General features: G+C 68.6%; 22 protein-coding genes and 4 pseudogenes. 16 read left to right on the forward strand and 10 right to left on the reverse strand.

The window, feature by feature from the left end:
• Nucleotides 1-277 precede the first annotated feature (277 nt).
• The 3 genes and pseudogenes from ACGFRF_RS32845 to ACGFRF_RS32855 form a co-directional block, all read left to right on the forward strand.
• Nucleotides 278-1,261, forward strand: a pseudogene (locus ACGFRF_RS32845) (ABC transporter substrate-binding protein); the annotation flags it as partial.
• Nucleotides 1,249-1,803, forward strand: a pseudogene (locus ACGFRF_RS32850) (ABC transporter substrate-binding protein); the annotation flags it as partial. The pseudogenes ACGFRF_RS32845 and ACGFRF_RS32850, both read left to right, overlap by 13 nt.
• A gap of 12 nt (nt 1,804-1,815) precedes the next feature.
• Nucleotides 1,816-2,889 (forward strand): LLM class flavin-dependent oxidoreductase, encoded by a 1,074-nt coding sequence (locus tag ACGFRF_RS32855; RefSeq protein ID WP_393746222.1) that lies wholly within the window; start codon nt 1,816-1,818, stop codon nt 2,887-2,889.
• Nucleotides 2,890-2,903: 14 nt separating this feature from the next.
• On the opposite strand, the gene ACGFRF_RS32860 is transcribed toward ACGFRF_RS32855, so the two are convergent.
• The 3 genes from ACGFRF_RS32860 to ACGFRF_RS32870 all read right to left on the reverse strand — a co-directional run bounded on the left by ACGFRF_RS32860 (nt 2,904) and on the right by ACGFRF_RS32870 (nt 4,813).
• Entirely contained in the window at nt 2,904-3,251 is a 348-nt protein-coding gene (locus ACGFRF_RS32860; RefSeq protein WP_393746224.1) for a hypothetical protein, read from the reverse strand.
• 332 nt (nt 3,252-3,583) lie between these two features.
• Nucleotides 3,584-4,105: a hypothetical protein gene (locus tag ACGFRF_RS32865; RefSeq protein ID WP_393746226.1), complete on the reverse strand. Its 522-nt coding sequence runs from the start codon at nt 4,103-4,105 to the stop codon at nt 3,584-3,586.
• 204 nt (nt 4,106-4,309) lie between these two features.
• Complete coding sequence (locus tag ACGFRF_RS32870; RefSeq protein ID WP_393746228.1) at nt 4,310-4,813, reverse strand: AAA family ATPase; 504 nt, start codon at nt 4,811-4,813, stop codon at nt 4,310-4,312.
• A 106-nt stretch (nt 4,814-4,919) separates the two neighbouring features.
• Between ACGFRF_RS32870 and ACGFRF_RS32875 the strand changes: the two are divergent.
• From ACGFRF_RS32875 to ACGFRF_RS32885, 3 genes and pseudogenes are all read left to right on the forward strand, one after another.
• Nucleotides 4,920-5,198: pseudogene (locus tag ACGFRF_RS32875) on the forward strand (hypothetical protein); the annotation flags it as partial.
• Nucleotides 5,199-5,845: 647 nt separating this feature from the next.
• On the forward strand, nt 5,846-8,263 hold the full coding sequence (locus ACGFRF_RS32880) for an SdrD B-like domain-containing protein (protein WP_393746229.1): 2,418 nt from the start codon (nt 5,846-5,848) through the stop codon (nt 8,261-8,263).
• 312 nt (nt 8,264-8,575) lie between these two features.
• A complete protein-coding gene (locus ACGFRF_RS32885; protein WP_393746231.1) occupies nt 8,576-9,256 on the forward strand; it encodes a hypothetical protein in 681 nt (226 codons plus the stop codon).
• A 6-nt stretch (nt 9,257-9,262) separates the two neighbouring features.
• On the opposite strand, the gene ACGFRF_RS32890 is transcribed toward ACGFRF_RS32885, so the two are convergent.
• Nucleotides 9,263-10,600 (reverse strand): right-handed parallel beta-helix repeat-containing protein, encoded by a 1,338-nt coding sequence (locus tag ACGFRF_RS32890; protein ID WP_393746233.1) that lies wholly within the window; start codon nt 10,598-10,600, stop codon nt 9,263-9,265.
• A gap of 87 nt (nt 10,601-10,687) precedes the next feature.
• On the opposite strand from ACGFRF_RS32890, the gene ACGFRF_RS32895 reads away from it, so the two are divergent.
• Nucleotides 10,688-11,845 (forward strand): Dyp-type peroxidase, encoded by a 1,158-nt coding sequence (locus ACGFRF_RS32895; RefSeq protein ID WP_393746235.1) that lies wholly within the window; start codon nt 10,688-10,690, stop codon nt 11,843-11,845.
• A 99-nt stretch (nt 11,846-11,944) separates the two neighbouring features.
• Here ACGFRF_RS32895 and ACGFRF_RS32900 read toward each other — a convergent pair whose 3' ends face one another.
• The 3 genes from ACGFRF_RS32900 to ACGFRF_RS32910 form a co-directional block, all read right to left on the reverse strand.
• Nucleotides 11,945-12,577 carry a DUF6368 family protein gene (locus tag ACGFRF_RS32900; protein WP_393746237.1) on the reverse strand — a complete coding sequence of 211 codons (633 nt, stop codon included), beginning with the start codon at nt 12,575-12,577 and terminating at the stop codon, nt 11,945-11,947.
• A 530-nt stretch (nt 12,578-13,107) separates the two neighbouring features.
• Complete coding sequence (locus tag ACGFRF_RS32905; protein WP_393746239.1) at nt 13,108-13,902, reverse strand: alpha/beta fold hydrolase; 795 nt, start codon at nt 13,900-13,902, stop codon at nt 13,108-13,110.
• Between the two features lie 379 nt (nt 13,903-14,281).
• Entirely contained in the window at nt 14,282-15,496 is a 1,215-nt protein-coding gene (locus ACGFRF_RS32910; protein WP_393746241.1) for an MFS transporter, read from the reverse strand.
• A 208-nt stretch (nt 15,497-15,704) separates the two neighbouring features.
• On the opposite strand from ACGFRF_RS32910, the pseudogene ACGFRF_RS32915 reads away from it, so the two are divergent.
• Together ACGFRF_RS32915 and ACGFRF_RS32920 are read left to right on the forward strand one after the other, a co-directional pair.
• Nucleotides 15,705-15,980: pseudogene (locus ACGFRF_RS32915) on the forward strand (transposase); the annotation flags it as partial.
• 305 nt (nt 15,981-16,285) lie between these two features.
• Nucleotides 16,286-17,311, forward strand: coding sequence for a hypothetical protein (locus ACGFRF_RS32920; protein ID WP_393746243.1), 1,026 nt, complete (start codon nt 16,286-16,288; stop codon nt 17,309-17,311).
• Here ACGFRF_RS32920 and ACGFRF_RS32925 read toward each other — a convergent pair.
• A complete protein-coding gene (locus ACGFRF_RS32925) occupies nt 17,308-17,715 on the reverse strand; it encodes a hypothetical protein (RefSeq protein ID WP_393746245.1) in 408 nt (135 codons plus the stop codon). The genes ACGFRF_RS32920 and ACGFRF_RS32925 overlap by 4 nt on opposite strands.
• Nucleotides 17,716-18,137: 422 nt before the next feature.
• Here ACGFRF_RS32925 and ACGFRF_RS32930 point away from each other — a divergent pair, with 422 nt between their 5' ends.
• The 3 genes from ACGFRF_RS32930 (at nt 18,138) to ACGFRF_RS32940 (ending at nt 20,120) form a co-directional block, all read left to right on the forward strand.
• Nucleotides 18,138-19,163: an MDR family NADP-dependent oxidoreductase gene (locus ACGFRF_RS32930; RefSeq protein ID WP_393746246.1), complete on the forward strand. Its 1,026-nt coding sequence runs from the start codon at nt 18,138-18,140 to the stop codon at nt 19,161-19,163.
• A 59-nt stretch (nt 19,164-19,222) separates the two neighbouring features.
• Nucleotides 19,223-19,591 carry a MerR family transcriptional regulator gene (locus ACGFRF_RS32935; protein WP_393746248.1) on the forward strand — a complete coding sequence of 123 codons (369 nt, stop codon included), beginning with the start codon at nt 19,223-19,225 and terminating at the stop codon, nt 19,589-19,591.
• Nucleotides 19,592-19,835: 244 nt separating this feature from the next.
• Nucleotides 19,836-20,120: a hypothetical protein gene (locus ACGFRF_RS32940; protein ID WP_393746249.1), complete on the forward strand. Its 285-nt coding sequence runs from the start codon at nt 19,836-19,838 to the stop codon at nt 20,118-20,120.
• A gap of 369 nt (nt 20,121-20,489) precedes the next feature.
• Here the strand turns inward: ACGFRF_RS32940 and ACGFRF_RS32945 are convergent, their stop codons facing one another.
• Entirely contained in the window at nt 20,490-21,095 is a 606-nt protein-coding gene (locus ACGFRF_RS32945) for a dihydrofolate reductase family protein (protein WP_393746251.1), read from the reverse strand.
• Nucleotides 21,096-21,622: 527 nt separating this feature from the next.
• Entirely contained in the window at nt 21,623-22,513 is an 891-nt protein-coding gene (locus tag ACGFRF_RS32950; protein ID WP_393746253.1) for a helix-turn-helix transcriptional regulator, read from the reverse strand.
• 230 nt (nt 22,514-22,743) lie between these two features.
• On the opposite strand from ACGFRF_RS32950, the gene ACGFRF_RS32955 reads away from it, so the two are divergent.
• From ACGFRF_RS32955 to ACGFRF_RS32970, 4 genes are all read left to right on the forward strand, one after another.
• Nucleotides 22,744-23,508: an SDR family NAD(P)-dependent oxidoreductase gene (locus ACGFRF_RS32955; RefSeq protein ID WP_393746255.1), complete on the forward strand. Its 765-nt coding sequence runs from the start codon at nt 22,744-22,746 to the stop codon at nt 23,506-23,508.
• Between the two features lie 45 nt (nt 23,509-23,553).
• Nucleotides 23,554-24,534, forward strand: a complete 981-nt coding sequence (locus ACGFRF_RS32960) for an aldo/keto reductase (RefSeq protein WP_393746257.1) — start codon at nt 23,554-23,556, stop codon at nt 24,532-24,534.
• A 90-nt stretch (nt 24,535-24,624) separates the two neighbouring features.
• A complete protein-coding gene (locus tag ACGFRF_RS32965; protein WP_393746259.1) occupies nt 24,625-24,804 on the forward strand; it encodes a hypothetical protein in 180 nt (59 codons plus the stop codon).
• The gene (locus ACGFRF_RS32970) at nt 24,801-24,980 is read left to right on the forward strand and encodes a hypothetical protein (RefSeq protein ID WP_393746261.1); all 180 of its coding nucleotides are present in this window, start codon (nt 24,801-24,803) and stop codon (nt 24,978-24,980) included. Before ACGFRF_RS32965 ends, ACGFRF_RS32970 begins: the two co-directional genes overlap by 4 nt.
• Nucleotides 24,981-25,797: the final 817 nt, after the last annotated feature.

Genomic DNA, 25,797 nt, shown 5'->3' on the forward strand with positions numbered 1-25,797 from the left:
CGTCCCGCCGGAACAGGTCCGACGGGAACCACAGGAAGGGGCCAGCGATGCACCACTGTGCCGCCGCGCTCCTTCTCACCGCGCGCCGCCACATCGACTTGGCCCGCGTCTGTAGCGCCGCCTGTCGCTGACCCCTCCCCCACAGCCGTCCGGTACCGCCACGACGGCCCGAGCGCAGCTTCCGCCTGCCGCCGTACGGCCCTGACGCCCGCGACCCGTTCGCCGGCCTCCCCCTGCGCACGCCTGCCCGCGGCGCACCGCCTTCAGGGAAGACTCCATGACGCACACCCCCCTGCCCGAAACCCTGTGGTTCACCCGCTGTCCCGTGCCCACGGCGACCGGCATCGCCGCCGATCGCCACTGGCTCGCCGAGGAGTTCGCTCCCGACGGCATCGCCGTCCGCTCGTTGCAGGACACCGCGTCCGACGTGACGGGCTCCGTCCGCGCCGCCCACTACACGCACGCCCTGCCCGCGCTGTTCCGGGAAGGCGGCAACGTGCCCGCCCTCTGGGCCCGTTCCCGGGGCGAGCCGACCCGGTTGATCGGCTTGACCTGGATCGAGGAACGGCAGACGATCCTGGTGGCGCCCGGCTCCGATATCCGCAGCGCTGCCGCGCTGCGCGGCCTGCGGCTCGCCCTGCCACGCCACCGGGCGCCCATCGACTTCTGGCGGGCCATGGCGGTACGGGGCTTCGAAGGCGCCCTCGCCTCTGCCGGATACACCCTGTCCGACGCCACAGCGGTCGACGTGCCGGCCGACGGCCATCACGGCCAGTGGGCGGCCGAACTCGCCGCCCTGGCACGCGGTGACGTCGACGCGGTCTACGTCAAGGGCGCCGTCGCCGTCGAGGCCGCGCGACGCGCCGGTGCCGAGGTCGCCGTGGAACTGGACGAACTGCCCGACCGCGCCCACCGGGTGAACAACGGCACCCCACGGCCCATCACCGTTCACCAGCGTCTGCTGGACGACCATCCGGAGCTCGTCGAACGGTTCCTCGCGGTGCTGTTGCGGGCCTCCGACTGGGCGGCGTCGCAGCCTGCCGAGGTGGCCCGGATCCTGGGCTCCGAGACCGGCGCCGGAGCAGAGGGCGTGCAAGGCGCCTACCGGCCGGACACCCACCGCACCCTGCGTCCCGACCTGTCGGACGAGCGGCTCGGTCTCCTCGCCCGGCAGGAGGCGGCGCTGCGGGCCCACGGCTTCCTGCCCTCGCCCGTCGACATAGAGACCTGGGCCGACCCCGAACCCCCAAGGGTGGCGTCGTGCACCTGGCCATCGGCTCCTGGCAGACCCACCTGGTCGCCAAAGCCCTGGACGACGCCGACCTGTCCTACACGGCCGACATCACTCCCGTCCGTGCCGGTGCGGACAGCGAACGGCAACTGCGCTCCGGAGACATCGCGGCCTGGGTGGCCCAGGGGCCACAGCTGGGCGCCGCCCTGCGCGCCGGTGGCGTCCGTGTGCTGGTGCGCACCGCGGACGTCATCACCGACCGCTCCGTGTTCTTCACCCGGAGGGAGCTGGCCGAGCGCCGCCCCGAGATCGTCGACGCCCTCGTCAGGGCCTTGCGACGGGCCGAAGCCTGGGCGGAGGCACATCCCCGGGAAGCAGCGGCGATCGCCGCCGACCACCAAGGCGGCAGCGTCGAGGACTGGGAGACCGCGCTGCGCACCCTGCCCTGGCGGATCGAGCAGGTGAGCGAGGAATTCCTCGCCGAACAGCAGCAGGCCGCCGACATCTTCCTCCGCACCGGCTTCGTCGACCGCCCGGTCACGGTCGCCGACGCCGTCGCCCGCCAGAGCTGAGGGGCAGACACCATGGCCACCGAAATCCTGTGGTACATCATCCCCCGCGAAGGCGCCTACCCCTGGGAGCCCGAGGGCCGGCGCCCCGTCGACCTCGGCTACCTCCAGCGCCTGGCCGGAGCCGTCGAGCGCCTCGGCTTCAGCGGCGCGTTGCTGGCGACGGACCTGTACGACGTGTGGCCGCTGGGCAGCGCGCTCTCCGCCGTCACCAGCCCGCGCTTCCAGCCCCTGCTCGCCGTCCACCCCGGCCTCATCTCGCCGACCCTGCTCGCGAAGATGGCCCTCACCTTCGACACGCTCTTCGGTGGCCGGCTGCGCTTCAATGTCGTCAACGGGTCCACGACGACGCTGCGCGAGTACGGTCTGAACGTCGAGCACGACGAACGGTATGCGCTGAGTGCCGAGTACTGGTCGATCGTCAAGCGGCTCACCGCCGGTGAGGTCTTCGACCACAAGGGCCGCTTCTACGACCTCAAGGACGCCGGCGCCTCCTTCGGTGACCTCAGACCGGTGCAGGCGCCACACGTCCCGCTGTGGTTCGGCGGCTCGTCGGCGCCGGGCATCGAGATGGCGGCCGAACATGTGGACGTCTACCTGACCTGGGGCGAACCTCCGCACCTGCTGAAGGAGAAGCTCGACCGGGTGCGCGAGCGCGCGGCGGCACACGGGCGCAGCCTCCGCATCGGGCTGCGGCTGCACCTGATCATGCGGGACACCGAGGACGAGGCATGGGCGGCCGCCGACCGGCTGCTCGACGTCACCAGTGAGACCACGTACGCACGGCAGCTCGGCGGCCGGGCGGGCGAGGACGGCGTCGGATGGCAGCGCCAGTTCCGCCAGCACGGAGGCAAGGTACCGGCTCGCGCCCGTGAGCTCGAGGTCCATCCGAACCTCTGGCCGGGCATGAGCCTGTTCCGCCCCGGGCCGGGGACGGCGGTGGTCGGCTCCACGGCGCAGGTGGTGGAACGGCTGCGGGAGTACGAGGAGTTGGGCGTCGACACGTTCATCCTCTCGGGCAACCCGCTGCTCGAAGAGGCGTACCGGGTGGCGGAAACAGTCCTTCCGCAACTCGGGATCCCGTCCTGAGTCCGCCGGACACGTCAGCGCCGGTACCCGCCCCCGCCGGCGGTCGACGGTGCGGTCGGTCTCGCCGCGCGGGATGTCGCCATCGCGTTCACGCCCAGCATCTGACCGGTGATGAAGCCGGCCTCATCGCCGATGAGGGGGATCTTTGAAAACGGCTCTGGCCGCAGTTCCGTGATCCGCTTGATCGTCAGAGTCTGGGCGGAGGCACGGGCCAGGGGTTTCCATCCGGTGAGCTGTTTTGCCGGCCGTCCGGCCACCACGTGGTCGTGATACTCGTCCTGAACCAGGCCGGCGTTGACCCACCTTCCGCGTGCCGCTCCGGTGATGCGTTGGCGGATGCGGGTGGAGACAACCTCGCTCAAGACGTTTCCCTCGTGCTCGGACGGGTGGTGAGGGAACGGGTGCCGGTCAGCTCGTCACAGACCGACAGCGGCCGGGGGCCGACCTCGATGCGGGTGGCCGCGGCCCGGTTCAGCAGGGCCTGCAACGGTCCGGTCTCCTTGCCCAGAGGACGCTCCTGGCGGGGCCGGGGCGGGACATCGCCGGTGGTGGTGCGGCGTCCCTTGCCCGTGGGCAGGCCGTCCCAGTGGGCCTCTTCGACGACGCGTACCCCGCGGCCGATCGCCCGCGGTGGATGGCCGGCAGCGTCTCGCCACTTGAGTCAGCGACGGTGGAGTGCAGCATGATCTGCGGGTCAGGAAGTGGGGGTGTCCGCGCCCCGATGGTGGCGGTCGGCCAGGAAGACGAAACTGCTGAGTAGCAGAATCCAGACCGGGAAGATCAGTTCGGACCAGGGGATGTCGATGAACAGCAGCACCACCGCGACCAGGTAGCCGAGCCAGATGAGCCAACGCGGAAAGGTATCCAGGCCGTGCCCGATGGTCGTGGTCGCCAGGGTCAACACCGCGGCCATGCGTGTGCAGTAGGTGGACAGCAGGGCGGTGACGAACTGACGCACGTACCGCCACAGTTGGAGTTGGGAAGAGTCCTGCGACGTGTCTGCCGAGGCCAAAAGCCCGTAGGTCGCTGCGGAGAGAACGAAGAGCATCGCTACGAACAGCAGGCCACCGCCCAGGAAGAGGGTGGCGAAGAACTTGTCTTCCGCCTTCCCGAAGTAGTCCCGCACCGCGCCCATGAACCACAGGAAGAAGATCCCCGCAAACGGCACCAGGCCCAGGGCTACATGCAGGACATCGCGGTGTGACGGGTCGGTCAACCAGACGGTATTACCTGACCGGGTCCCACGGAACTCTGCCGCGACCCAGGCGGCAGGTTCGAAGGCCCGCTGTCGAGCCCTATCGTCGTTGCAGCTCCCTGGGGCGCGCCCTCGGACACGCCCCAGAGCGGGCAATCACCTTCATGGATCACTGAGGCGAGATGGGACTCACTGACGTTTTCTCAGCGATCTCTCGATGGATTCTCAATCGGTCAGGCGGGCTGTGGCGAGGTCAGCGAGGATCTGGTCCACGGTCTGGTCCGGCGTCTGGCACGAGGTGTCCAGCCAGAGCCCGCGACGCGGAGTCTCGCGACGTAGGGCGTCGTCGAGGATGTCGACCGTCCAGGGACCGCCATAGCCGTTCTTGGAGCGGTCGGCCTCGCGTGCCGCAACCGCTTCGGGTGTCGGTGCGAGGACGATCAGGTACAAGGGCCTGGACGTCACGACGTTGAGGTAGGGGTCGAGGTGCTCACCGAGAACGACGTCCTGGACGACGACGGTCCATCCCGCCTGTGCGTATAGGTCCGCGACCGCGGCGGATGCCTGGTAGCGCAGTCGCAACTGCGCCGTTGCCTCAGCGGTCGGCTCCGGAGTGAACTCCTCGCGACCGGACACGATCATCCGCCGGAAGCCGTCGCCGCGCAGGTGCACAGAGCGAGGGAGCCGCTCGGCCAACAGTTGAGCAACGGTGGACTTCCCGGACGCCATGACGCCCGTGACGAGCATGACTGCGGAACCGAGCTCCTGCACTGTTGGCCCCTATCGTGATGCACTTGCGTCAGACCGTGTCACCGGCGTCCGCGACAACGGCAACGGCAACGGCGTGTGGTTCAGCCAAAAACACAAGGCGTTCGGCGACAACATACAGTTCCTGTCTGCCCCGGACGGCACCCCGCTGTGGGTCTCCGATGTCGAGCCGGGATCCACCCCTGACATTACGGCAGCCCGCTGGCTGCGAATCCTCCATCACCCCGGCAACGCTTCTGCCATCGGCAGGAACCGGCGGCTGGGTTCGTCGACGACGCCCCACCAAAGGCAATGGCCGACACCGCGCACGTCACGCCACGTTCGCTCCGTTCACGGCCTCGCGTAGCCGCTCATTGGCGGCGCACGGGACCGATCTCGACCACGCAACGCCCCTGTGTGACGAGCACGTCCCAGACGCGTCATCCGGACGGCACGGACCCGATGGGACCATATTCGGCCATCATTCCCAGTCGCACATTCTTCCGGTCGCATTCTCTGAGTGCTCGGAAATTGTCGCGGATCCGATGGATGCGAGAGGTTCTGCTGGTGACGGCGAGACTCCAGGGGATAGGATATTGCGCGCTGCTCGCGATGGCGGTCGGCGAGGTCGGGGGTGGGGGCGAAGGCACTGTGATTGAGCTGCAAAAACACGCAACCAAGGGCGGTCCCGCCCGGGGTCGTGAACGCGCGTTTGCTTTTCCTGGCCTGCGGCGCTTACAACTCACCCACAATATCCTCGTATGATCACCACAAAGCGGTCCACGCAACAGCAGTGGGCCCTTTTTTCTTCCGTGACGTTCGCGACCTGCGTCCGCGTCCGGGGTCACGAAGTCGGCGTGCAGCGAGAAGCGAGTGCTTCGTTCTCACGACAAGAGAAGTGTGGAGTGTGATGCCATGAACCGACTCGGCAGAGACTCGCGCCGGTTACCCTGGAGGCTGGTGGAGCCACCGGCGCGCGTCGCGTTATCTGTTCTTCTGCTGGCAGGCGGCGCCGTGGGAGCGACGGCTGGACCGGCCGCCGCTTCGACCGCCGACGGCACTCTGACGGTCGAGGTACTGCGCGACTTCTTCGGCACCGGCGTGATCAACACGACGATGGACGTACCGCAGCGGGGCATGAAGGTAGAGGTCTCCGACCCCGCTGGGCACGTTGTCACCGGCGTCACGGATGCCACCGGAAAGGTCGTGGTGTCGCCGTCGACCGTGCTGAGCGGCGGCCGGTACCGCGTCGACGTCAGCATCCCGGCGCCGTACAACGGTTATCTGCGGGCGGCGCCCGCGTCGACGAGCGAGAACCACTTCGACAGTTTCACGTCGTTCGTGGACGTGTCGGACGGAGAGAACGCCTCGGTGGTGACGGGGGTGTGGGATCCGGCCGACTACGCGCTGCCGGACTCGCGGTACTTCGTGCCGGTCCACAGCGGCGCCAACAGCACCGACAACCGGGCATTGGTGGCGTTCGGGACGCAGACCCGGGGAACGTGTCCCACCGATGTGGCGTGCCCGACCACGCTGGCCACGCAGGACCAGGTGGGCACGACGTTCGGGTTGGCGTACGACACGTACCGGACCCGGCTGTTCCAGAGCGCGTTCGCCCGCCGGTACGCCCCGTACGGGCCGCAGGGCGGGGGCGCGATCTACACGGTGCCGGTCAACGGCTCGGGTGCGCCGGAGCTGTTCGCGCGGGTGCCGGACGCCGCGGTGACGCGGCACGACACCGGCAACATGATCAAGGATCCCGGGTTCACCGACGCGCCGGGCAAGGAGAGCATCGGTGGCCTGGCCCTGTCGGAGGACGGCTCCACGCTGTACGCGGTGAACCTGCGGACCCGCAGCCTGGTGAGCTTCGACGCGACAGGCGCCACCGCCGCGGCACCCAAGTCGACGGTCCCGATCCCGGACCCGGGGTGCGCAAGCCCCGACGACTGGCGGCCGTTCGGTCTCCAGGCTCACGACAACACGCTGTACGTCGGCGGCGTGTGCAGCGCGGAGAGCACGCAGCGGCGTACGGACCTGAAGGCCTTCGTCTCCACCTACGACGGCAAGCGGTTCACCACGGTGCTGAGCCACCCGCTCACGTACGAGCGCGGCAGCGTCTTCGGTTCCGGCGACAAGGCCACCCACTGGAACCCGTGGAACACCAGCCTGGACACGTGGGACGAGCGGAAGGCGGGCAACGTCTTCATCGATCCGCAGCCGGAACTGGCCTCCCTCGCCTTCGCCCGCGACGGCTCGATGATCCTGGGTTTCCGCGACCGGTTCATGGACGTGCTCAGTTGGGGAGGGCTGGACCCCCGCCCGGGGAACGACACGGCGGAAAACGGCATGTCCGGTGGTGACATCACCATGGTCTGTGCCACTCCCACCGGTGAATACCAGTGGGAAGGCACCGGGAGCTGCCCCAACCACGCCACCCCCGCCAACAACGGCGGCCAGGCCGCCGATGTCGTCGAATACTTCCCGGGCGACTCTTACGCCAACGCGCACCAGGAGACCGCGCTGGGGTCGGTGGCCTTCATCCCGCAGCAGCAGTGGGTCGTCAGCACGGAGTTCGACCCGGTCGTCAACGTCGCGACCTCAGGGACCGGGTACCACCACATCACGACCGGTCAGGGCCCGGGCAACAACCCGACCGCCAACGGGTTCCAGTTCGTCAGCCGGGAACAAGGCGGGTTCGGCAAGGCCGGCGGACTCGGTGACATCGCGTACGCGGCGGCGAACGCGCCGATCCAGATCGGCAACGTCGTGTGGTTCGACGGCGACCACAACGGGATCCAGGACCCGGGGCACGTGCTGCTGCCGGGAGCGACGATCAACCTGCTGGACGCGGACGGCAAACAGGTCGCCACGACCAGGACCGATGCCGCCGGCGAGTACTACTTCGGTGGTGTCGGCGCCGCGTACGAGCTCACGCCGGGCGCGAAGTACACGGTGCAGTTCGACGTGTGCACCGCGGACACCAGCCAGGTGCCCGAGCAGCCCCCGGCGAGCGAGCTGAGGTTCACGCTCCCGCAGGCCGGTGCCAACCGTGCGCACGACTCCAATGTGACCCCGCCGACCACCGGACCGTTGTGCAACGGCTACGCGCCTGTCACGGCGCCGGACAAGCCGGGCGGCGTGGATCACACGATCGACGCCGGGGTGTACATCCCGAAGGAAGAACCGACCCCGACCCCGACTCCCACACCGACGCCGACTCCCACACCGGCTCCGACACCGCCCGCGGGCTCCTCGCCGCCGTCGCCCGCGCCGCCTGCCAACCACCCGGCCCCGGCCGGTGGAGGCGGGGGTGCGCTGGCGAACACCGGTACGCCCGGGCTGGCGGAGATGATCGGCCTCGTCGGTCTGCTGGTGGGTGCGGGCCTGGTCATCGCATTCGTGACCCGGAACCGTCGCGCCCGGCACCACTGAGCGAACCGCACAACGGTGATCTGCCCGTCCGCGCCGTCCGGGCGGCGCGGTCGGGCAGATCATGTCTTGGCCGGTCCACGAGGGCCGCCCTTGGCGTGGTCTGCCACTGGACTGCCCAGTGCCGTCGCGAGCCCGCGGCGGCCGTACGGTGTGGTGATCGAAAGGATGAATCGGAGAGTGTCGGCGTCGAACCGCGTGCGGAGCGTGAGAATCCGGCAAGCCCCACCGGGTCGTCCGGCTGACCGGCGCCGATGGCCGAGGTCGCGCCGAGCCGCGGCCGTCATCGGCATCGCGGCCGTCGCGGTGGTCGCGGTGGCCGCGTTGCTGCTCGCCGACGGCGACTCCGGCGCCGGCGGTCCGCGCCCGCTGACGACGGATGAGGCGAGCCGGCTGGCGATCACGCGATTCCGCAACTACCAGGCGCAGGGCCGCGCGGTGACGATCACCGTGCCGGGCACTACCGGTGGGCTGACCGTCACCGGGTCCGTCGACTTTCGGCGCAAGGTCGGTTACGGCGTGGCGCACGGCACCGGGCGCGACAAGTCCAGCGACGGGCTGATCCAGTGGACGCCCACCTCGGTGCGCGTCCGCCCGATGACGCAGGCCCCGGCGCACGCACCCGCGTCGCCGCCCCGCCAGGGCTGGTACGACCGTCCGCTGCTGTCGTCCGGCAGCGCGCTGGACACCTCCCTGTTCATCGCGCTCGGTCTCGGCGGCGACCGGCCGGACAACGCCCAACTGCTGGCGCAGAACGGCGCCGCCTGGAGGGGGCGGGAGCAGGTGGACGGGCGCTGGGCGGACGTCATGACCGGACCGTCCTCCCGCGACCGCTCCGGTACGACGGGAAACGTGCGCTACTGGATCGGCTCCGACGGCACCATGTACCGGGTCCGCGTCAGCGTGGGTTCACAGCCGGAGCCGGTAGTCATCGAGTTCGACACCCACAAGTACGTTCCGGTCGAGCCGGTACCTGGAACCACCCGGACCCGGTAGCGCTGTTCAGGACGTCTGCACCCGCGCGTTCGCGGCGAGCAGGGACACCGGCGGCAGCCGGATGCCCTCCGTCTTCGGGAGGGCCGGGACGGGCGGGACAGCGGTGGCGCCCGTGGTGGCGGCGTCGGGGAACTGCGGTTGCGGAGCAGGCGCCGCGACCTCGGTGAACGGGATGCCACCGGGTGCCGTCGGCGCCGCCCACGTGCCGGCCGGCGAGGACGACCCGGCCGGAAGCGGGCAGGCCGCGGTCGTCGCGAGCCGGGCAGGCACGGTGGTACGCAGATCATTGCCCCGCAGGCAGTTGCCCCGTCCCCGCGTGGCGGTGGGGAACGTCCAGCCGACGTCGACGCCGTTGCCGGAGAACGTGTTGTCCACGATCTGGTTGCCGACCGGAGGTATGTCGGTGGTCGCGGTGATCATCAGCCCGGCGTCGCGGTTGCCGGCGATGCGGTTGCGGATGAACCGGTTGTCGCTGCCGCCGTCGATGCCGACGCCGATGCCCCACCCGCCGTCGGCCTGCTCCGGGGTGGCCGTCTGCTGGTTGGCGGCGATGAGATTGCCCGCGATGACGGAGCCCTTCTGCGGGAGCAGTTTCTCCTGGTGATCAGAGTTGGTGGTGAGTCCGACCCGGTTGCCGACCAGGCGGTTGCCGACCACGTACATGTCCTCGCTGGCGTTGGTGCCCTCGTAACCGACCGCGTTGAGTTCGGCGACGTTGTCCCGCACCACGATGTTGCAGGGCTTGCACTGGCCGACATAGATCCCCGAGTCGGCGCCGCCCGACGCGTACGAGTGCTCGATGACACCGTTCTGGGCGGAGAACGCGTAGATGCCGTACAGACCGTTGCGGGTCGCGGTCACGTGGGAGACCAGGAACGACTTCAGGAAGGTGACGGGCTCGTCGCCGGTGTCGTAGCCGCCGCTTCCTCCCGGCAGGCCGGCGGCCGCCTTCGCCGAACCGGTGACCAGGACCCCGTTCTGCGTGTTGTTCTTTACGGTCAGGTTCTCCACGGCCACCCCGGGCGCCGAGACGACGACGCCGTTCGGCTGCTGCAACCGCCCGTCGATGACGACCTTGTCCCGGGACAGACCGCGAAGAGTGATGCGCGCCGTGTCGATCTTCACCGACTCGTGGTACACGCCCGGCGCGACCAGCACCAGGTCACCGGGCCGGGCCAAGGACACCGCATCCGAGATCGTCGGGGCGTCGGCAGGTACTCGGATCGTCACATGCGCACCGACCGGACGCCGGCCTTTGCCCGATCCGCCATCGCCGCCGCAGCCTGCCACCAGTGTCAGCGTGCCCACTACCGTCGCCAACACGCGAAGAGCTAATCGAGGCATGATCCCAGTCTGGCATGACGCCCAATTCCACACCAGAATCCCGAGGTTGACCGGCACGCGCGAGTCGGGTGTGGCACTCTGCACCCCATGCGCCGAGCCGACCCCCACCCGTCACGCCGCACGTTCCTCGATGTCGTCGGCGCCATGGTGGCCGCCGGTCTGACCGCCGGGTGCACATCGGACTCCGCCCAGGCGGGCCGGCACTCCCCTGCCCCAGGGGCCACGCCCATGCCGGTCCCTGCGACGGGCCGCCACCAGGCAGGCATCACGCTCCCCCAGCCGGCCCAGCCCAACCTGCTCGCCGTGGTGGCCGACCTCGGTGCCACCGTGGCTCCCGGCCCGTTACTGGCCGAACTCGGCCGGGCCATCCGCACACTCACAGCGGGGACCGACACGCGGCTGCTGGGCCTGCCGCCGGGCGACCTCACCGTGACCGTCGGCGTGGGCCCCCGGCTGGTGCGCACGGCCGGTGCCTCGCTGCCCGGCGCGGCCGACCTCCCGCGATTCTCCCGGGAGCGGATCGCCCCGCATGCACGCGGCGGTGACCTGCTGATACAGATCTGCGCCAGCGACGCGCTGCTTTTACCGATCGTCGCCGCCGCGCTTCTGGACCAGGCCGGTGACCGCATCCGCGAACGCTGGCGCCAGTCCGCACGCCGCGGTACGAACGTGTCCGTCGGCAACGGCCTCACCGCGCCACGCAACCCGCTCGGTTTCATCGATGGCATCGTGGGCCCGCACACGAGCGCCGAACAACGACGCGACCTGTGGCTGGCCGGGCCCCCCGCGGTCGCCGGCGGCACCCTTGCCGTACTGCGGCGTATGGAACTCGACCTGTCGCGGTTCGCAGCCCTGTCCGTAGCCGAACAGGAAGCGGTCTTCGGACGGCGCCGGGCCAGCGGCGTCCCCCTCTCCGGCGGCACCGCCGCCTCGGGCCCGGAACTCGGAGCCAAGACACCGGACGGACGCTATCTCGTCCCCGCGGACGCCCACGTGCGCAGAGCGCACGCCACCGTGGTCGGTGTGGGGCTCATGCTCCGCCGCTCCTACAGCACCGACGAGCCCGCCCCCGGTCTGCTCTTCATCAGCTTCCAGAACGACCTGCGGACCTTCACCGCCACCCTCACCCACATGGAGACCTCCGACGCGCTGCTGCCCTTCACCACCACAACCGCGAGCGCGACATTCCTGATCCTCCCCGGCTTCGACCGGCAACACCCGCTCGGGTCCCAGCTGTTCCGCTGATCACGATCAACTCGAGGGTGGGGAGACCGCGATGCCTCACGCTGCCTGTCGATGTGCACGCGTCGATGCACGGCTGACTGTCCTGGCATCGCCGGTGGGCTACTTGACCAGCCGGAAGGCGGGGTGCCCAACCCAGGCTCGCAGGAACTCCGCCGTCCCCAGCGCCATCCAGTCGTCGTCCGTGATCCCCAGCACCCCCGGAAGACCAGCGACGACCGACGCCTGTCCGTCCAGCAGCTCGGCTTTGGCCACGCCCCCGATGACGTCCATGACAGCGGCGGTCAGCAGGGCCGTGGCCACGTGGTCGATCTCGCGATTGCAGCCGGCGCTGACATTGACGGCGTGGGTCGGCTTGAAGCCGAGGATGGCCTCCGCCTCGAGTTCGTCCGCGTGCTCAGCCTCGAAGGTGCTCTCGTCGCCGACACCCGGCCCCATCAAGTAGACCAGGAAGGGCCGACGCCAGTCCTCGCGCTGCGGATTGAACCCCATCAGCGCCGTGAACTCCTCGTCCGCGGGGGTGCTGCCGAACAGGGCAAGCGGGAACGGCTTTCGCCAGTCCTCCTCTCGCCTGTCCTCGACGCCCAGTCGCTCTGCGGGCACGTTGACGTCGAAGAACCCGGGCCGCCTCTCGTCGAAGCGGGAGGAGAGCCCCGCCATCAACGCGCGGAACTCCCGCAGCGCAGCCGTGGAGAGCGGCTCCGCCAACTCGATCACCAACGTCGGACCAGACATGCCGGGAGCTTACTGATCGTTTCAGAATGAGTCGATCTGCAGGCCTTGCACTTGTCGATCTTGCTCGGCAAGGTGTTCCGGATGCCGCTGCGGGACTGGACCGAAGCCGGCATCTGGCCCCGCCTGCACGCCGTTTCGCTGACCGAGTGCGTCGTGCGGGCCTCCTGGACCTGGACGGCTGCGCCACGGACGGTCCCACATCAGGGCTCTCAAAGGGGGGACCATGTCCGCCGGTAGCCGGACGCCCTGGCCATCCGCGTAAGCGCCCTGAGGCCGTCCTGGGCGACAAGGCCTACGACTTGAAGGCGGTACGAGGTGTGCGCTACGAGGGCCTGGGCAAGCTGCGCTACGTCGTGGAGCAGACTTGCGCCCTGCTTCACCAGTTCAAACCCCTGGCTGTGCACTGGGAGAGGCGCCTTGAACTTCACGACGCTCTCATCTCACTGGCCTGCAGCCCGATCTGCTGGAGGCGCCTCAAGAAGGCCGCATCGTGATCCATCGGTGGGGGCCTCAAAGGCCGCGGGCCATGGCTATGCCGAGGCGAGGAAGTCCCGGACCGCGTCCGCGAAGCCGACCGGGTCGTTGGCGTACAAGAAGTGGTCCGTCTCCAGTTCGACGAGACGGGTGCCGGGCCGCCGAGCGACCATCTGCGCTGCCTGCTCCGCCGACAGCACACCGCCTTCGGCGCCGCGTATCAGCAGTGCCGGGCAGGCGGAGCCGGTCCAGTCTGCCCAGTGGTCACCGTGGACCTGATCCTCGGATTCGTAGATGTCCTTGGGGTGGAAGTGCAGGCCCCAAGATCCGTCCGGCCGCCGGCGAACAGCGGATTCAAGGAAGGGGGCGAACGGGCCCAGTTGCGCCACGAACGCCTGCCGGCTGGGGCGGGTGTCCTCCGGAAGGTTCAGCACGAACGCCAGCGGGTTGCTGCCGTCCAGGCCGAGCTCGGCACAGCCCTCCCCGTTGACCAGCGCGGTCACGCGCTCGGGATGCCGGGCGGCGAACTGGTAGGCGTTGATCGCGCCGAGCGAGTGGCCGAGGAGGGCCGCGCGGTCCAGTCCCAGGTGGTCCATGAGGGCTTCCAGATCGGCGAGGTAGCCCTCCCGGCTGTAGTCGGCCGCCCGGTCGGAGTCGCCGTGGCCGCGCTGGTCGGGCGCTATGACCCGCCAGTCCGGGGCGAGGCGGGCGGCGAGATCGGCGTACGACATGCCCTCGGACATGTGCCCGTGCAGGGCGAGCAGCGGGCGGCCGGGTCCGCCGAAGTCCACGTAGGACAGGGTGCGGCCGTCGATGGTGAGCGCGGAACGCTTGGCGTTGTCGGTGTTCATGGGTCCACCGTAGCCAACATCTATACGCACGTACAATACGTCCGTCTAGGACGGCTGTATGAACGTCGGTGCCGTGCGATCGCCTAACCCGACTGACCGCCGGCACGCCGTTGAGTGGATCTTCGGCCTGTTTCGGAAGCTCAAGGGCCTGGCCGTCTACAGAGAGCGGCACTTCGAACGCCACGAAGCCTTGCTCTCGTTGAGCTGCAACCTCATCTGCCGGAGGTGCCTCAAAGAGGCCGGATCGTGATCGTGTTACGAGCCCTTACAACGGCTGACACCATGAGTCGAGTGGTCAGTGGCTGACGGAGCGGAAGCCACGTCGAGGGCCATGCGCTCAGCGTTCGACAGAAGCATCCGTGGGCGAATCTCTGTGTGTTCAGGACCGCTCGTTGCCGTCAGGCCCGACGAGGCGTGCCCCTACTGCCAGGACCATGAGCACTGCGGTGCAACCGCCTAGCAGCATGACCGCGGACGGAGAGGTGCGGTCCAGGATGACTCCCCCTACGAGTGCACCAATCGAGATCGTTGCCTGAAAAGCCGCGGTGAACAGGACGGATGCCGCTTCCGGTGCGTGCGGTGCCGCCTTGGAGAACCAGGTCTGCGACGCGACTGGCACGGCGCCATACGCGATGCCCCACACGATCAGCAGCATCACTGCGCCGGTCTCCCAGCGGCCCAACACTGGAAGCAGGAGGGTCACCGTGGCGATCAGGGCGGCCGCGAGCCCGAGGACGGTCCGCGGATACCGGGACACCCAGGCGCCGCCCAGGAAGTTGCCGAGGATGCCGGCGGCACCATAGAGCAGCAAGAATGTAGTGATCAGACCACCGCTGACGTGGGTGACCTGTTCCAGAAATGGTGTCACGTAGGTGTAGGTGCCGAAGTGAGCCAGCACAACGAGGAACGTCAGCAGGAGTGCGAAGCGAGTGTTGATGCTGCGGAGCATGCCGTTGAGCACGCTCAGCCGCGTGGTCTGGACCGGACGAAGCGGCGGAACGAACAAGAGCAGCATGATCAGTACGCCGACCGTCAGAGCTCCCATGACGGTGAAGGCCGTTCGCCATCCAGCGAGATCTCCGATGAGGGTGCCCGTCGGCACGCCGAGGACGGATCCCAGCGGGACGGCAGAGAAGATCACAGCAGTTGCCCTGCCGACCGAGGCCGGCGGCACCAGTCGTTCCGCCAACCCGGCTCCGATCGACCAGAAGCCGCCAATCGTGATCCCGACCAGGATCCGGGAGGTCAGTACGAGCCAGTAGTCGGGTGCCGCGGCGGCAAGGAAGTTCGCCAGTGCCAGCAAGAGCATGAAGACGCACAGCATCAGTCGGCGGTCGAAGCGCGCCGTGGCCACGGTGACCAGTGGAGCCGCGATCGCTGCCAGAAAGCCCGGCATGGTCATCATCAGTCCAGCCATCCCGTCCGAGACGGTGAAACTGGATCCGATCGAGGTCAGCAGACCGATCGGCAGGATCTCGGTGGTAACGATGACGAAGATTCCCAGCATCACCGAGACCACGGCCAGCCACCCCCTCAGCGGGGACCGAGGGGGTAAACGTTTGCTGTTGACTGAAGCGGTGGTGGTTGCCTGCATGGCGTTCCGTCCTGTGAAGGCAGTGCGTTTCGCGATCAGTCCAGCAGGTCTCATCGAGAGGTGGCTGGCAGATCCGCGACTGCACCCTTGCTCTTCACGGGTGATGTCGCATTCCGGCTGACAACGGTCAACGCAGTGACGTGCCTTGGCCCTGGCTGTGGTGTCCGCAAGGCGGGCTGAGGATTCTGATCACATGGGGGCTTCACCCCTTGCCGAGCTCAATGCCGCATCGCGGCTCGACTGGTCGCGCTGCCTTGTCGATTCCAGCCATGTGCGAGCGCTGAAAGGGGGGATCCACACAGGCCCGTCGCCGGTCGACCGGGGCCGGGTCGGCTCCGAACACCATCTGATCACCGACGGGCGCGGCACTCCTCTCGCGGTCATCCTCACCGGAGGCAACCGCAACGACGTTACGCAACTACTGCCGCTACTCGACGCCATCCCGCCGGTCCGCGGCCAGGTCGGCCGTCCCCGCCGCAAGCCTGACTCACGGCAACTCAGCTCAGGTGTTAGCCGTTGTCAGCCTCCGTCAAATGCGTTGGATGACCACCGTTCCCTGAGACTTCCCACTGAACTTGCGGTCGGCTGATCGTTTTTCGTCAGGGAACCAAGGAAGTGGGCTGAATGTCGAGGCGTATGAGGCCCAGCGAGGTGGAGGCGAACTCATACGTCAGTCGTACGGCGGGGCCGGACACCATCAACGCCACCGGTTCCAGTGGCGCGTTGCCGCAGAGCCTGGCAGCCTGGAAATGGAATGCCACATAGGCCCCCGCGCATCGGGGAGACACCATGCCTGCATCCGACGATATGATCGCTGTCAAAGAGTCCCTTGAGGCGGTAATATTCGGTCTGGACGGAGTGACAGGACTCGACATAGGAATGCGTGACGAGGAATCCCTCGATCCCGAGGACCTGGCAGTCCGCATTTTCGTTCAGGATGTCTCACAGATACCCCAGGAAATCAATTTCATGCTCGAGCAGTCGTCCGTCCCGGCGGTCGTCCTGCAGCGCAGATTCGAGCCCACGGCCACGCTTCCCGACACCGAGCCGCACCGGCCGGTGGCCGGCGGGACCTCGGTCGGCGCCGCTCGCTTCGCCAACAGTCCGTCAGGTTTCCCCGCCGGGACGCTCGGGGCCATCGGGCAGACCACACAAACCCCCTCCCCCATCACGGTGGGGCTGTCCAACCACCATGTCCTCGCCCACGACAGCCTTCGCGACTTCGGCCAGGAGATCATCCAGCCAGAGCCGGGCGTTCTCGGCCGGTTCCCGGGCGACAGGATAGGCAGCCTTCTCAGCTGGGATTTCCCGGAAATCGTCTTTTCCGGAACGGCCGATGCGGCGATCTGTTCGATTGAAGTGGATACAGCCGCGGAGATCCGCGACGTCGGCGCAGTCGCCGGGACGAGGTCGGAATTCCCTGGAATGCTGGTGCGCAAGCGAGGCAGGACCACCGGTCTCACTTTCGGCATCGTCACCACCGACAACAGCCACCCCTCGACGCGCGGCACCTACATGTCCACGTGCGCGCACCTCCCGCCGGTGAACAATCCCCTTACCGGACAGCCCACTATCAGGCGCCAGCTGACCGGCCAGTTCCAGGTAAAGGTCGATTTCCCACAGTCGATCTTCTTCTCGGACCAGGGCGATTCCGGCTCCGTGGTCCTGGACGGAGACAACAACATCGTCGGACTGCTCCACGGCAGTGGATATGTCGACAACGACGGCGCCCTGGGCCCCGCGCGATTTGCGGTGGTGACTCCGATCCAAGTCGTCGAGCAGAATCTCGGCATCTCGATGACGGCGACATTCTAGGCGTTCGGCCTGGGCTCGAAAGAGACCTTCGTGCTGGGCCTCCGAGAGCGTTTGACACCGCTGCACGCCAGGAGCTCGGTCCCGGTGGCGTCGAAGTACAGAGTGAAGAACCAGAGCCGGTCTGCTGCGTCGATGCTCCCGGTACGCAGTTGCTCGCCGCGGTGCCGCGCGAGGATCTCAACGGTCTCGTCGAGGCCGATGATCTCCTGCAGGCCGCGGGCCAACGACCGTTTCAACCTCGTTGCGGCTATGCCGGCGACCATCCACTGGGGCACCTTCCTATCCAAAACCCTTACCTCGGCGCCGGCGGCGATGGCCTCGCGTGCTGGCTTGCACGCGCTCGTCTGGTCGGTGAGCATCGCGGCGATGTCGGGCTGGCTTGGAGGCTCGTCTTCGGTGGCCATGCGATGACTGTAGAGACTGAACGTGGGCGTTGCTACGAGAGGGACCTCGGGGCGAGCGGGGAAGCCCTTGGCCCAGGCGGTGAAGAGCGGCCGCTTCCTCCTCCTGGCGCGGGTAGTCGTCGGCGGCCTGACGGTTCGCCTCATGTTCGGCGTGGCTATTCGGGTCCGGGTACGGGTGGGCCGAAGCACGGAAGTTGTCGCCGCTGGCACAGGGTGAGCTGCCTGTTTCGGTTTCCTCCCATGGTAGGAGAGCGGGGCGCGTCTGATCCGGGGCCCTCGAACGCAGGGCCGGAGGGCTCGGTCCTCTCGAAGGCCGGCCGGGATCGGCTTGACCCTGACGTGCGGGTCAAGGGTTAACGTCACCGCACCCCGCGGCGGACACGTGCCGAGCCGCTGCCCGCAACCCGTCCAGGAGCCCCCGCATGAGTGCAGCCCTGCCCCGTACCGGCCGTGAAGTTCGGCTCGCCGCCATCCCCGAAGGGCTGCCCAAGCAGGAAGACTTCGTCGTCGTCGAGACGCCGTTGCCCGAACCTGGAGCAGGTCACGTACTGGTCAGGAACCGACACTTCCTGGTCTTCCCCGGCCTGCGCACCTTGATCGGTGGGGAGGCCGACGGAGTGCCGCTGCCTCCACTGCGCAGCGGTGACACTCTGTTCGGCCCCTGCGTCGGCGAAGTCGTTGCCGCCCCGGCCGACAGCCCCTTGCGCACGGGCGACGTCGTGGCACACATGCGCGGCTGGCGGGAGTACGCACTGGTGTCGGCCGTCGAGTGCACTCCCTTGTTCGATGCGTTGCCCGATCCGGTCGCGTACCTTGCCCAGGGATCGGCGGCCTATGGTGCGCTGACCCGCCTTGTCGACGTCCGTACCAATGACGTGGTCTTCGTCACCGGAGCTGCGGGAGCGGTGGGTTCCCTGGCGGGGCAGATCGCCCGGCTGCTGGGTGCCAGCAGGGTGATCGGCAGCACCGGCTCGCCGCAGAAGGCGGAGCGGCTGGTGTCCGAGCTGGGCTACGACGCGGTCGTGCTACGAGGGGCCGGGTCCATCGCGGACCAGCTCGCCGAGGCGGCCCCGGAGGGCATCGACGTTCTGGTGGACACCGTCGCGGGCGAGCAACTGACCGCGGCGCTCGGTGTGGCGCGGCAGGGAGCGCGCTTCGCCTTGGTGGGGGCTCTGTCGGGGCAGCTGTCGGCGCAGCGGGCCGGCGGTAGCGCGCCGGTGGAGATCGACGCCTACCGCCTCGTGGTCAAGGGCATCTCGCTGCGCGGATACAGCGGCGCGGACCACCCCGACGTGGAGAAGGAGTGGATCGGCCGCTTCGGCGAGTGGCTGCGCTCCGGCAAGATCAGATTCCCTCACACTCGGATCTCGGGCATTGCTCGCGCACCGCTGGCGTTGCAGGAATTGATCGAAGGCCGGCACTTCGGAGCTGTCGTCGTGGAGTTGTAGCTGATGACGCGGCGGCGGCTCGGCAGCCGTGGGCGAGCAGCGACAGGGAGTGGGAGACAGTGCGGATCGGCGAAGCGGCAGCATCAGCCGGCACCACGGCCAGGGCACTGCGGTTCTACGAGCAGCGCGGCTTGTTGCCCCCACCAGTCCGCACGGCCTCAGGCCAGCGGGAGTACGGGCCCGGCGAAGTCGCACGAGTCCGCATCATCCGCGACCTGCTGGCCCTCGGACTCACCGTCGAGGATCTGCGCAGCTGCGCCGACCGCCTCCATCTGCTCGCCGAGGACCCGCCCCCGCGCTGTGGCTCTGTCGAACCCGGCGAAGCCGCCTCCGGGATCGTCGGCCGGAGGCTCGCCGCCCTCGATGCCGAGATCAGCCGACTGGCCGGACTTCGCGAGAACCTCGCGCGGCGGGCAGCCGGAGACTGACGTCGGCTGTTCTCCGCGTCACCCGAGGAGAACCATGGGCAGAGCGCCACGGCCACTCGGCTACAACAAGCCTGCCTTTGTGACAACCATCGTGCCTCGGCTCAACGGGTAATTGATGCTCGCCACGAAGGCAGGGCCTCGGCGAAGTCGCGTGATGCCCGGTTTGTGTTCGTGAGATCCCGAGGGGGTGAGGCGCGCCGAACGTCGCGGGCCCCACGAACTCGCGTGCTGGTAGCTTCGCGTCGTGATCGTGTATCCGCTGTGGCATGTCGGCCACCAGAACGAAGCCGGCGACGACGGCTCGACAGTGCACGTCGATGACAGCGGCGTGTTCTGCGACGAGGCGGACGGCGACGACGTAAAGCTGCTCGGTATCTACTCAACCCTCGAACGGGTTGAAGAGCGTGTGCGTCAGGCTCGACTTCTACCAGGCTTCCGTGATGAACCCGAGTGCTTCTACTTCGACGCCTGCGAGCTCGATGAGGACGATTGGACCGAGGGCTTCGTTAGGGTTGCGCCGGGCGAGTAGGCCGGTCGGCGGAGTCCCGGTGGGATGCCCTTCCCTGGTCCCGTGAGCCCCAGGGAGCTTCGGCGTAGTTGCATGACGTGCGGTTCGTGATCACCCGAGGCCGAGGAGTGCGAGGGGGCGGCGAGGCCGCGGGCGTTGCGGCGGAGGCCGGCCGCGATGTTCTTCGCTCCGGCCGTGCGGAGGGCTCCGATGGCGACGTTGCGCCAGGTGGCCATCGCGCGGGGTGCGTTCAGCCACATCCTCTCTCTCCAATGACGCAGCCCGCGATCACTCTGTCCCCTCCCCATCGCCGCTGTGTCAGCCACCACCGTAGGCATCAAAACCCAGCGGCACGAGGGGAGTTCCACATGATCCGCCGGAGGACAGGACCTAGTAGCTGTCGTAGCTGGGCTTACCGTCCGGCCGGTAGACGCCGAGGACGGTGCCGCCCTTCGTCGTCGAGACACTGACCGGCTCCAGCGCAGTGGGGATCGCTCCGTCGGCGAACAGCCTCTTGCCGGTGCCGATGATCACCGGATGGATGGTCAGCCGGTACTCGTCGACGAGGCCGTGCTGCATGAGGGTCTGGGCGAGGTCGCCGCTGCCGACGACGTTGATGTCGCCGCCGTCGGACGCCTTCAGCTTGCGTACGGCCTCGACGATGTCGCCCTCCAGCAGCGTGGAGTTCTGCCACTCGACGGACGTCAGGGTCCGGGACGCCACGTACTTGTGCATGGTGTTCATCCGATGGGTGAACGGGTTGTCGGGATCGGCGGTCGGCCAGTACGACGCGAAGATGTCGTACGTCTTGCGGCCGAGCAGCATCGCGTCGGAGTGCTCGTACCAACCGGCGATGGCCGTGCCGACCTCGTCGTCGGACACCGGTTTCTGCCAGCCGCCGTGCTCGAAGCCGCTCTCAGCGTCCTCGTCCGGACCGCCCGGCGCCTGCATGACGCCGTCCAGTGTCAGGAACGTACAAACGATGATCTCGCGCATGGTGCGCTCCCTTCGTCGACGGGTAGACCGCACAACCCCCGGAAACTCATCGGCGGAAGGCCGCTACGACAGCGCGGACCCCGGATGGCGGGCCGAAGCCCAGTGGATGCTGCTGTGGATCGAGAACACCGCCGGCCAGTTGACCGAGAGCCGGTCGTAGGAGGCAGGGCGACGCCTGGTGGAAAGGGGCCGGTGCGGCGTGGACGCTGTCGGAGCCGGTGCTGAGCATTCCCGTACCCACGCCGGATCTACGACCGGGCTGGGCGGGCAAGCCCAAGTGATGGCGGGGGTTGGCGGTTGTCCGTTTGTCCGCCAGCTCTGCGGTATCGGCCCTGCTCTCGCCATAGCTACGGCGAAGTGATGCCTAACGCTGTGTAACCGTCTTGGTTCGTTTGACCTTGTGATCGCCTCGTTGAGCAGAACGAGTGGGAGCCGGGGGACCTGAGCCGTCCGCGTACCTCCCGGGCAACCGTGGCTCCGGCGTGAAGGAAGCGGCGCACTGACGGCTGCGGAGGCGACCTATCAGGTCAGCTGGGCGGATTGCGGGTTTGTTCCGGCGTGGGCGCGGCCGTGGTGGTGCTGGTCCAGCTGGCGAGTATGCCGAGTGCTTCGGCGGAGGGTGAGGCGGGTTCGGGGGTGTAGATGGCGAGGCTCTGCTCGGGATCGTCTTCGGCGGCGAGGACGACGTAGTCGAGGGTGAGGTCGCCGACGAGGGGGTGGTGCAGGCGTTTGGTCCCGGTGGTGTGGGCGCGGACATCGTGGTCGGCCCAGAGCCGGCGGAAAGTGTCGCTGTGCAGGGACAGCTCGCCGATCAGTTCGGTGAGCTGTGGGTCGTCGGCGTGGCGTCCGGCGTACAGGCGCAGGCCGGCCACGGTGTCCCGGGCGGCTTTTTCCCAGTCGCTGTAGAGGCTGAGGGCGGCCTGGTCGAGGAAGACGAAGCGGGCGAAGTTCCGGTCGCGGTGCGGGCGGGAGGCGAAGTCCGCGAACAGGGCGTAGCCGAGCGGGTTGGCGGCCAGGATGTCCAGGCGCCGGCCCTGGACGACGGCGGGGACACTGAGTGCGTCCAGGGCCCGGTAGAGGGCGGGGCGGACTCTTTGTGGGGCGAGCAGGCGCTTGCTTCGGGACCGAGCGGCTGCGGTGGTGGGCTGGGCGAGGTCGAAGAGGTGAGCGCGTTCGGTGTCGTCCAGGTGCAGGGCGCGGGCGACGGCATCAAGGACGGCTTGGGAGACGCCTTGGGTGCGGCCTCGTTCCAGGCGGATGTAGTAGTCGACGCTGACTCCGGCGAGCTGAGCGACTTCCTCTCGGCGCAGCCCCGGAACGCGGCGGGGCCCCGCGTGGGGGGTGAGGCCGGCCTGTTCGGGGGTGATCCGGGCCCGGCGGGTGCGCAGGAACTCGCGGATCTCGCTGCTGCGGTCCATGCATCCACCGTACGGCGGGCCCATCGGCCTGACGGGCAGCGAAAGGGGTACTGCCGGACCCCCGGACGAACGCGCCCCCGTACGGGCCTCCACGGCAGCTTGGCGGGTGGTTGCCTGGATATCGAGCCTGCTGCACCGCACCGTTCATGGCACTGGCAGGCCGACGGCCCTCTCACCTGCTGTGACCGGACGTAGGTGACACCACCTGCCCCGCAGAAAAGGGAAGATCCATGGCTTCGAAACTGACCGGCACCGTCGCCCTCGTCACCGGCGCGAGCAGCGGCATCGGCGCCGGCACCGCCCGCCGGCTCGCCGACCAGGGCGCCACGGTCGCTCTGGTGGCCCGCCGCAAGGACCGCCTTGAGACGCTGGCCGCCGAGATCACCGAGGCCGGCGGCACCGCGCTGGCGGTGGAGTCGGACATCACCGGCCGCGACCAGGCCGAAACAGCCGTACGGCAAACGGTCGAGCGGTTCGGGCGGCTGGACATCCTGGTCAACAACGCCGGGCTGATGCTGCTGGGACCGGTCGTCGGCGCGGATCCCCAGGAATGGGAGCGCATGATCGCCGTCAACGTCCAGGGACTGCTTCACACCACCCACGCCGCCCTGCCGCACCTGCTCAAGGCCGCCGAAGAGGGCCCGCGGCAGGTCGCCGACATCGTCAACATCAGCTCGATCGCCGGCCGCCAGGCGTGGGCGAACTACGGGGTCTACAACCTCACCAAGTTCGGCGTGAACGGGTTCACCGAGTCGCTGCGCCAGGAGCTGGCCGGCCGCCATGTGCGGGTGGGCGTTCTGGAGCCGGGCGCCGTCGACACCGAGCTGGGCTCGCACAACAACGACACGATCCACGCCGAGATCCTCGACCCGTTCAACGCACAGCACGAACGTCTCGTCCCCGCGGACATCGCCGACGCGATCACCTACATGGTGACCCGGCCCCGGCACACGGCGATCGCCGAACTGTGGGTCATGCCCACCGACCAAGCCTGATCACCGCACACCGCTCGCCGCACCACCACGACGAAGGAGTACCTGATGAAGCACGTATCACTGGGCGGGCTGGACGTCTCCCGCATCGGCCTGGGCGCCATGACCATGGCCGGCACCTACACCACGGGCGGCGGACTCGACGACGTCGAGTCGATCCGCACCATCCACCGGGCACTGGACCTCGGCGTCACGCACATCGACACCGCCGAGATCTACGGCCCCTTCCACAGCGAAGAAGTCGTCGGCAAGGCCATCAAGGGCCGCCGCGACCAAGTCGTCGTGGCGACCAAGTTCGGTCTCGTCTCCCATGCCGGCGACGGCCCCGGTGTCATCGACAGCAGCGCCGCCAACGTCAAGGCCGCGGTCGAAGGCTCGCTCAAGCGGCTCGGCACCGACCACATCGACCTGTACTACCAGCACCGCGTCGACCCGAACACACCCATCGAGGAGACCGTCGGCGCCCTGGCCGAGCTGGTCGCCGCAGGTAAGGTCCGCCACATCGGGCTCTCCGAGGCCGGCCCCGCCACGATCCGCCGCGCGCACGCCGTGCATCCGGTCGCCGCGCTGCAGACCGAGTACTCGCTGTGGACCCGCGACGTCGAGGACGAGATCCTGCCGCTGCTGCGCGAGCTCGGCATCGGCTTCGTCCCCTACTCGCCGCTCGGACACGGCCTGCTGACCGGACAGATCCGCAGCGTCGACGACTTCCCCGACGACGACTGGCGCAAGACCAACCCGCGCTTCACCGGCGAGAACTTCCAGCGCAACCTGGCCATCGTCGACGAAGTGCAGGCGATCGGCGCCGAGATCGGCGCAACCCCCGCGCAGACCGCACTGGCGTGGCTGCTGACCCGGGGCGATGACATCGCCCCCATCCCCGGAACCCGGCGAGTCGCACGCGTCGAGGAGAACACCGCCGCCGATGGCATCGAACTCAGCGCCGCTCAGCTCGACCGCCTGAACAACCTCACTCCGGCAGCGGGCCAGCGCCACGACGAGGCAAACATGGCCGGCATCGACTGGTGATCGGACGCCGCGGCGACTTGCTGACCCGTCGCACCCGACCAACCCGCATCCATTCACTCACTTCCCTGATCACTGAAAAGGTGCCTCATCATGTCCCAGGTTCTCCTCGTCTTGGGCCACCCCGACCTGGCCCAGTCGAAGGCCAACAAGGCCCTGGTGGACGCCGTCCGTGGCCTGGCCCATGTCACCGTGCACGACCTCTACGCCGCCTACCCGACTTCCAGATCGACGCCGCCGCCGAGCAGGCACTGCTGGCCGAACACGACGTGATCGTCTTCCAGCACCCGGTGTTCTGGTACAACACCACTCCCCTGTTCAAGCAGTGGTATCGGACGGGCACAGATCAGGACCGTGATCCCGGGGTCTGTCGGGCGCGTGCGGGCAGAGGCAGGACGGCGGCGCCCTCGCGCAGGGGACGGCGACAGCGCGGGCAACCGAAGCGGTGACGATCCAGGCCGCTGCCACACCGTGGGCCCTCCTCGCCCTTGCCCGGCTGCCCACTGCCCGGCGTCCCGCCGCTGCAGGTCCTCGCGCAGGGCGTCTGTCAGCCCCAGCAGAGCGGGCAGATGCCGCCCCAGTACCAGGACATTTGGACAGCCGAAGCAGGCTAAGAACGACTCCCGGCACCGGCCGCCGGCGGCGAGCGTGTCCAGCTCACCGGCCGCGGCCGGCTGGCACACATCTTCAGCCACGGTGCCGGCATCCATGCCGCCCAGGCGCAGCAGGACCGCGCGGGCGTGCTGTTCGGCGTTCGTGATCGCCTCGGTCAGGACCTCGGCGGGCCACTCGGTGATGAACGGATCCCCGCGCAGATAGTGGGCGAAGGACGTCTCCGCCGTGTTCGTCAGCCGTAGGGGCGGCAGATGTCCGCCGACCTCCTTGGCCGTGCGGGCCTCGACCGTCCTCTTGATCCGGGTCAGCTTCATCTGCAACGGCGCCCCGTCGTCCCCGGCCAAACGGTGCTCCTGGGCCCAGTGGCCCAGCCCGCATCTGCCGGAGGCGGCACGGCTCCGCGAACCGGCCGACGCGCGACCGGCTGAGCGGCGCCCCGGTCCCTGGCCGCGGCCGCGCCACCGATCCTGCCCGTCCCTTCCTCACACTCCAGCCGAGGGAAATGGGCGAAAGTGGCCGCAACGGGGATGTCAGCACCCCGACCAGGCCGAAACCGCGTGCGCCCGCGAGTTGACGTCCCGGCCGCATCGCCGCCGACAATCGATCTTGACTCCCCTCTGGCGTAAGTGGTGCGACAGCCTCCCGGTCGAC

The organism is Streptomyces sp. NPDC048521, assembly GCF_043199855.1.
Lineage (GTDB): Bacteria > Actinomycetota > Actinomycetes > Streptomycetales > Streptomycetaceae > Streptomyces.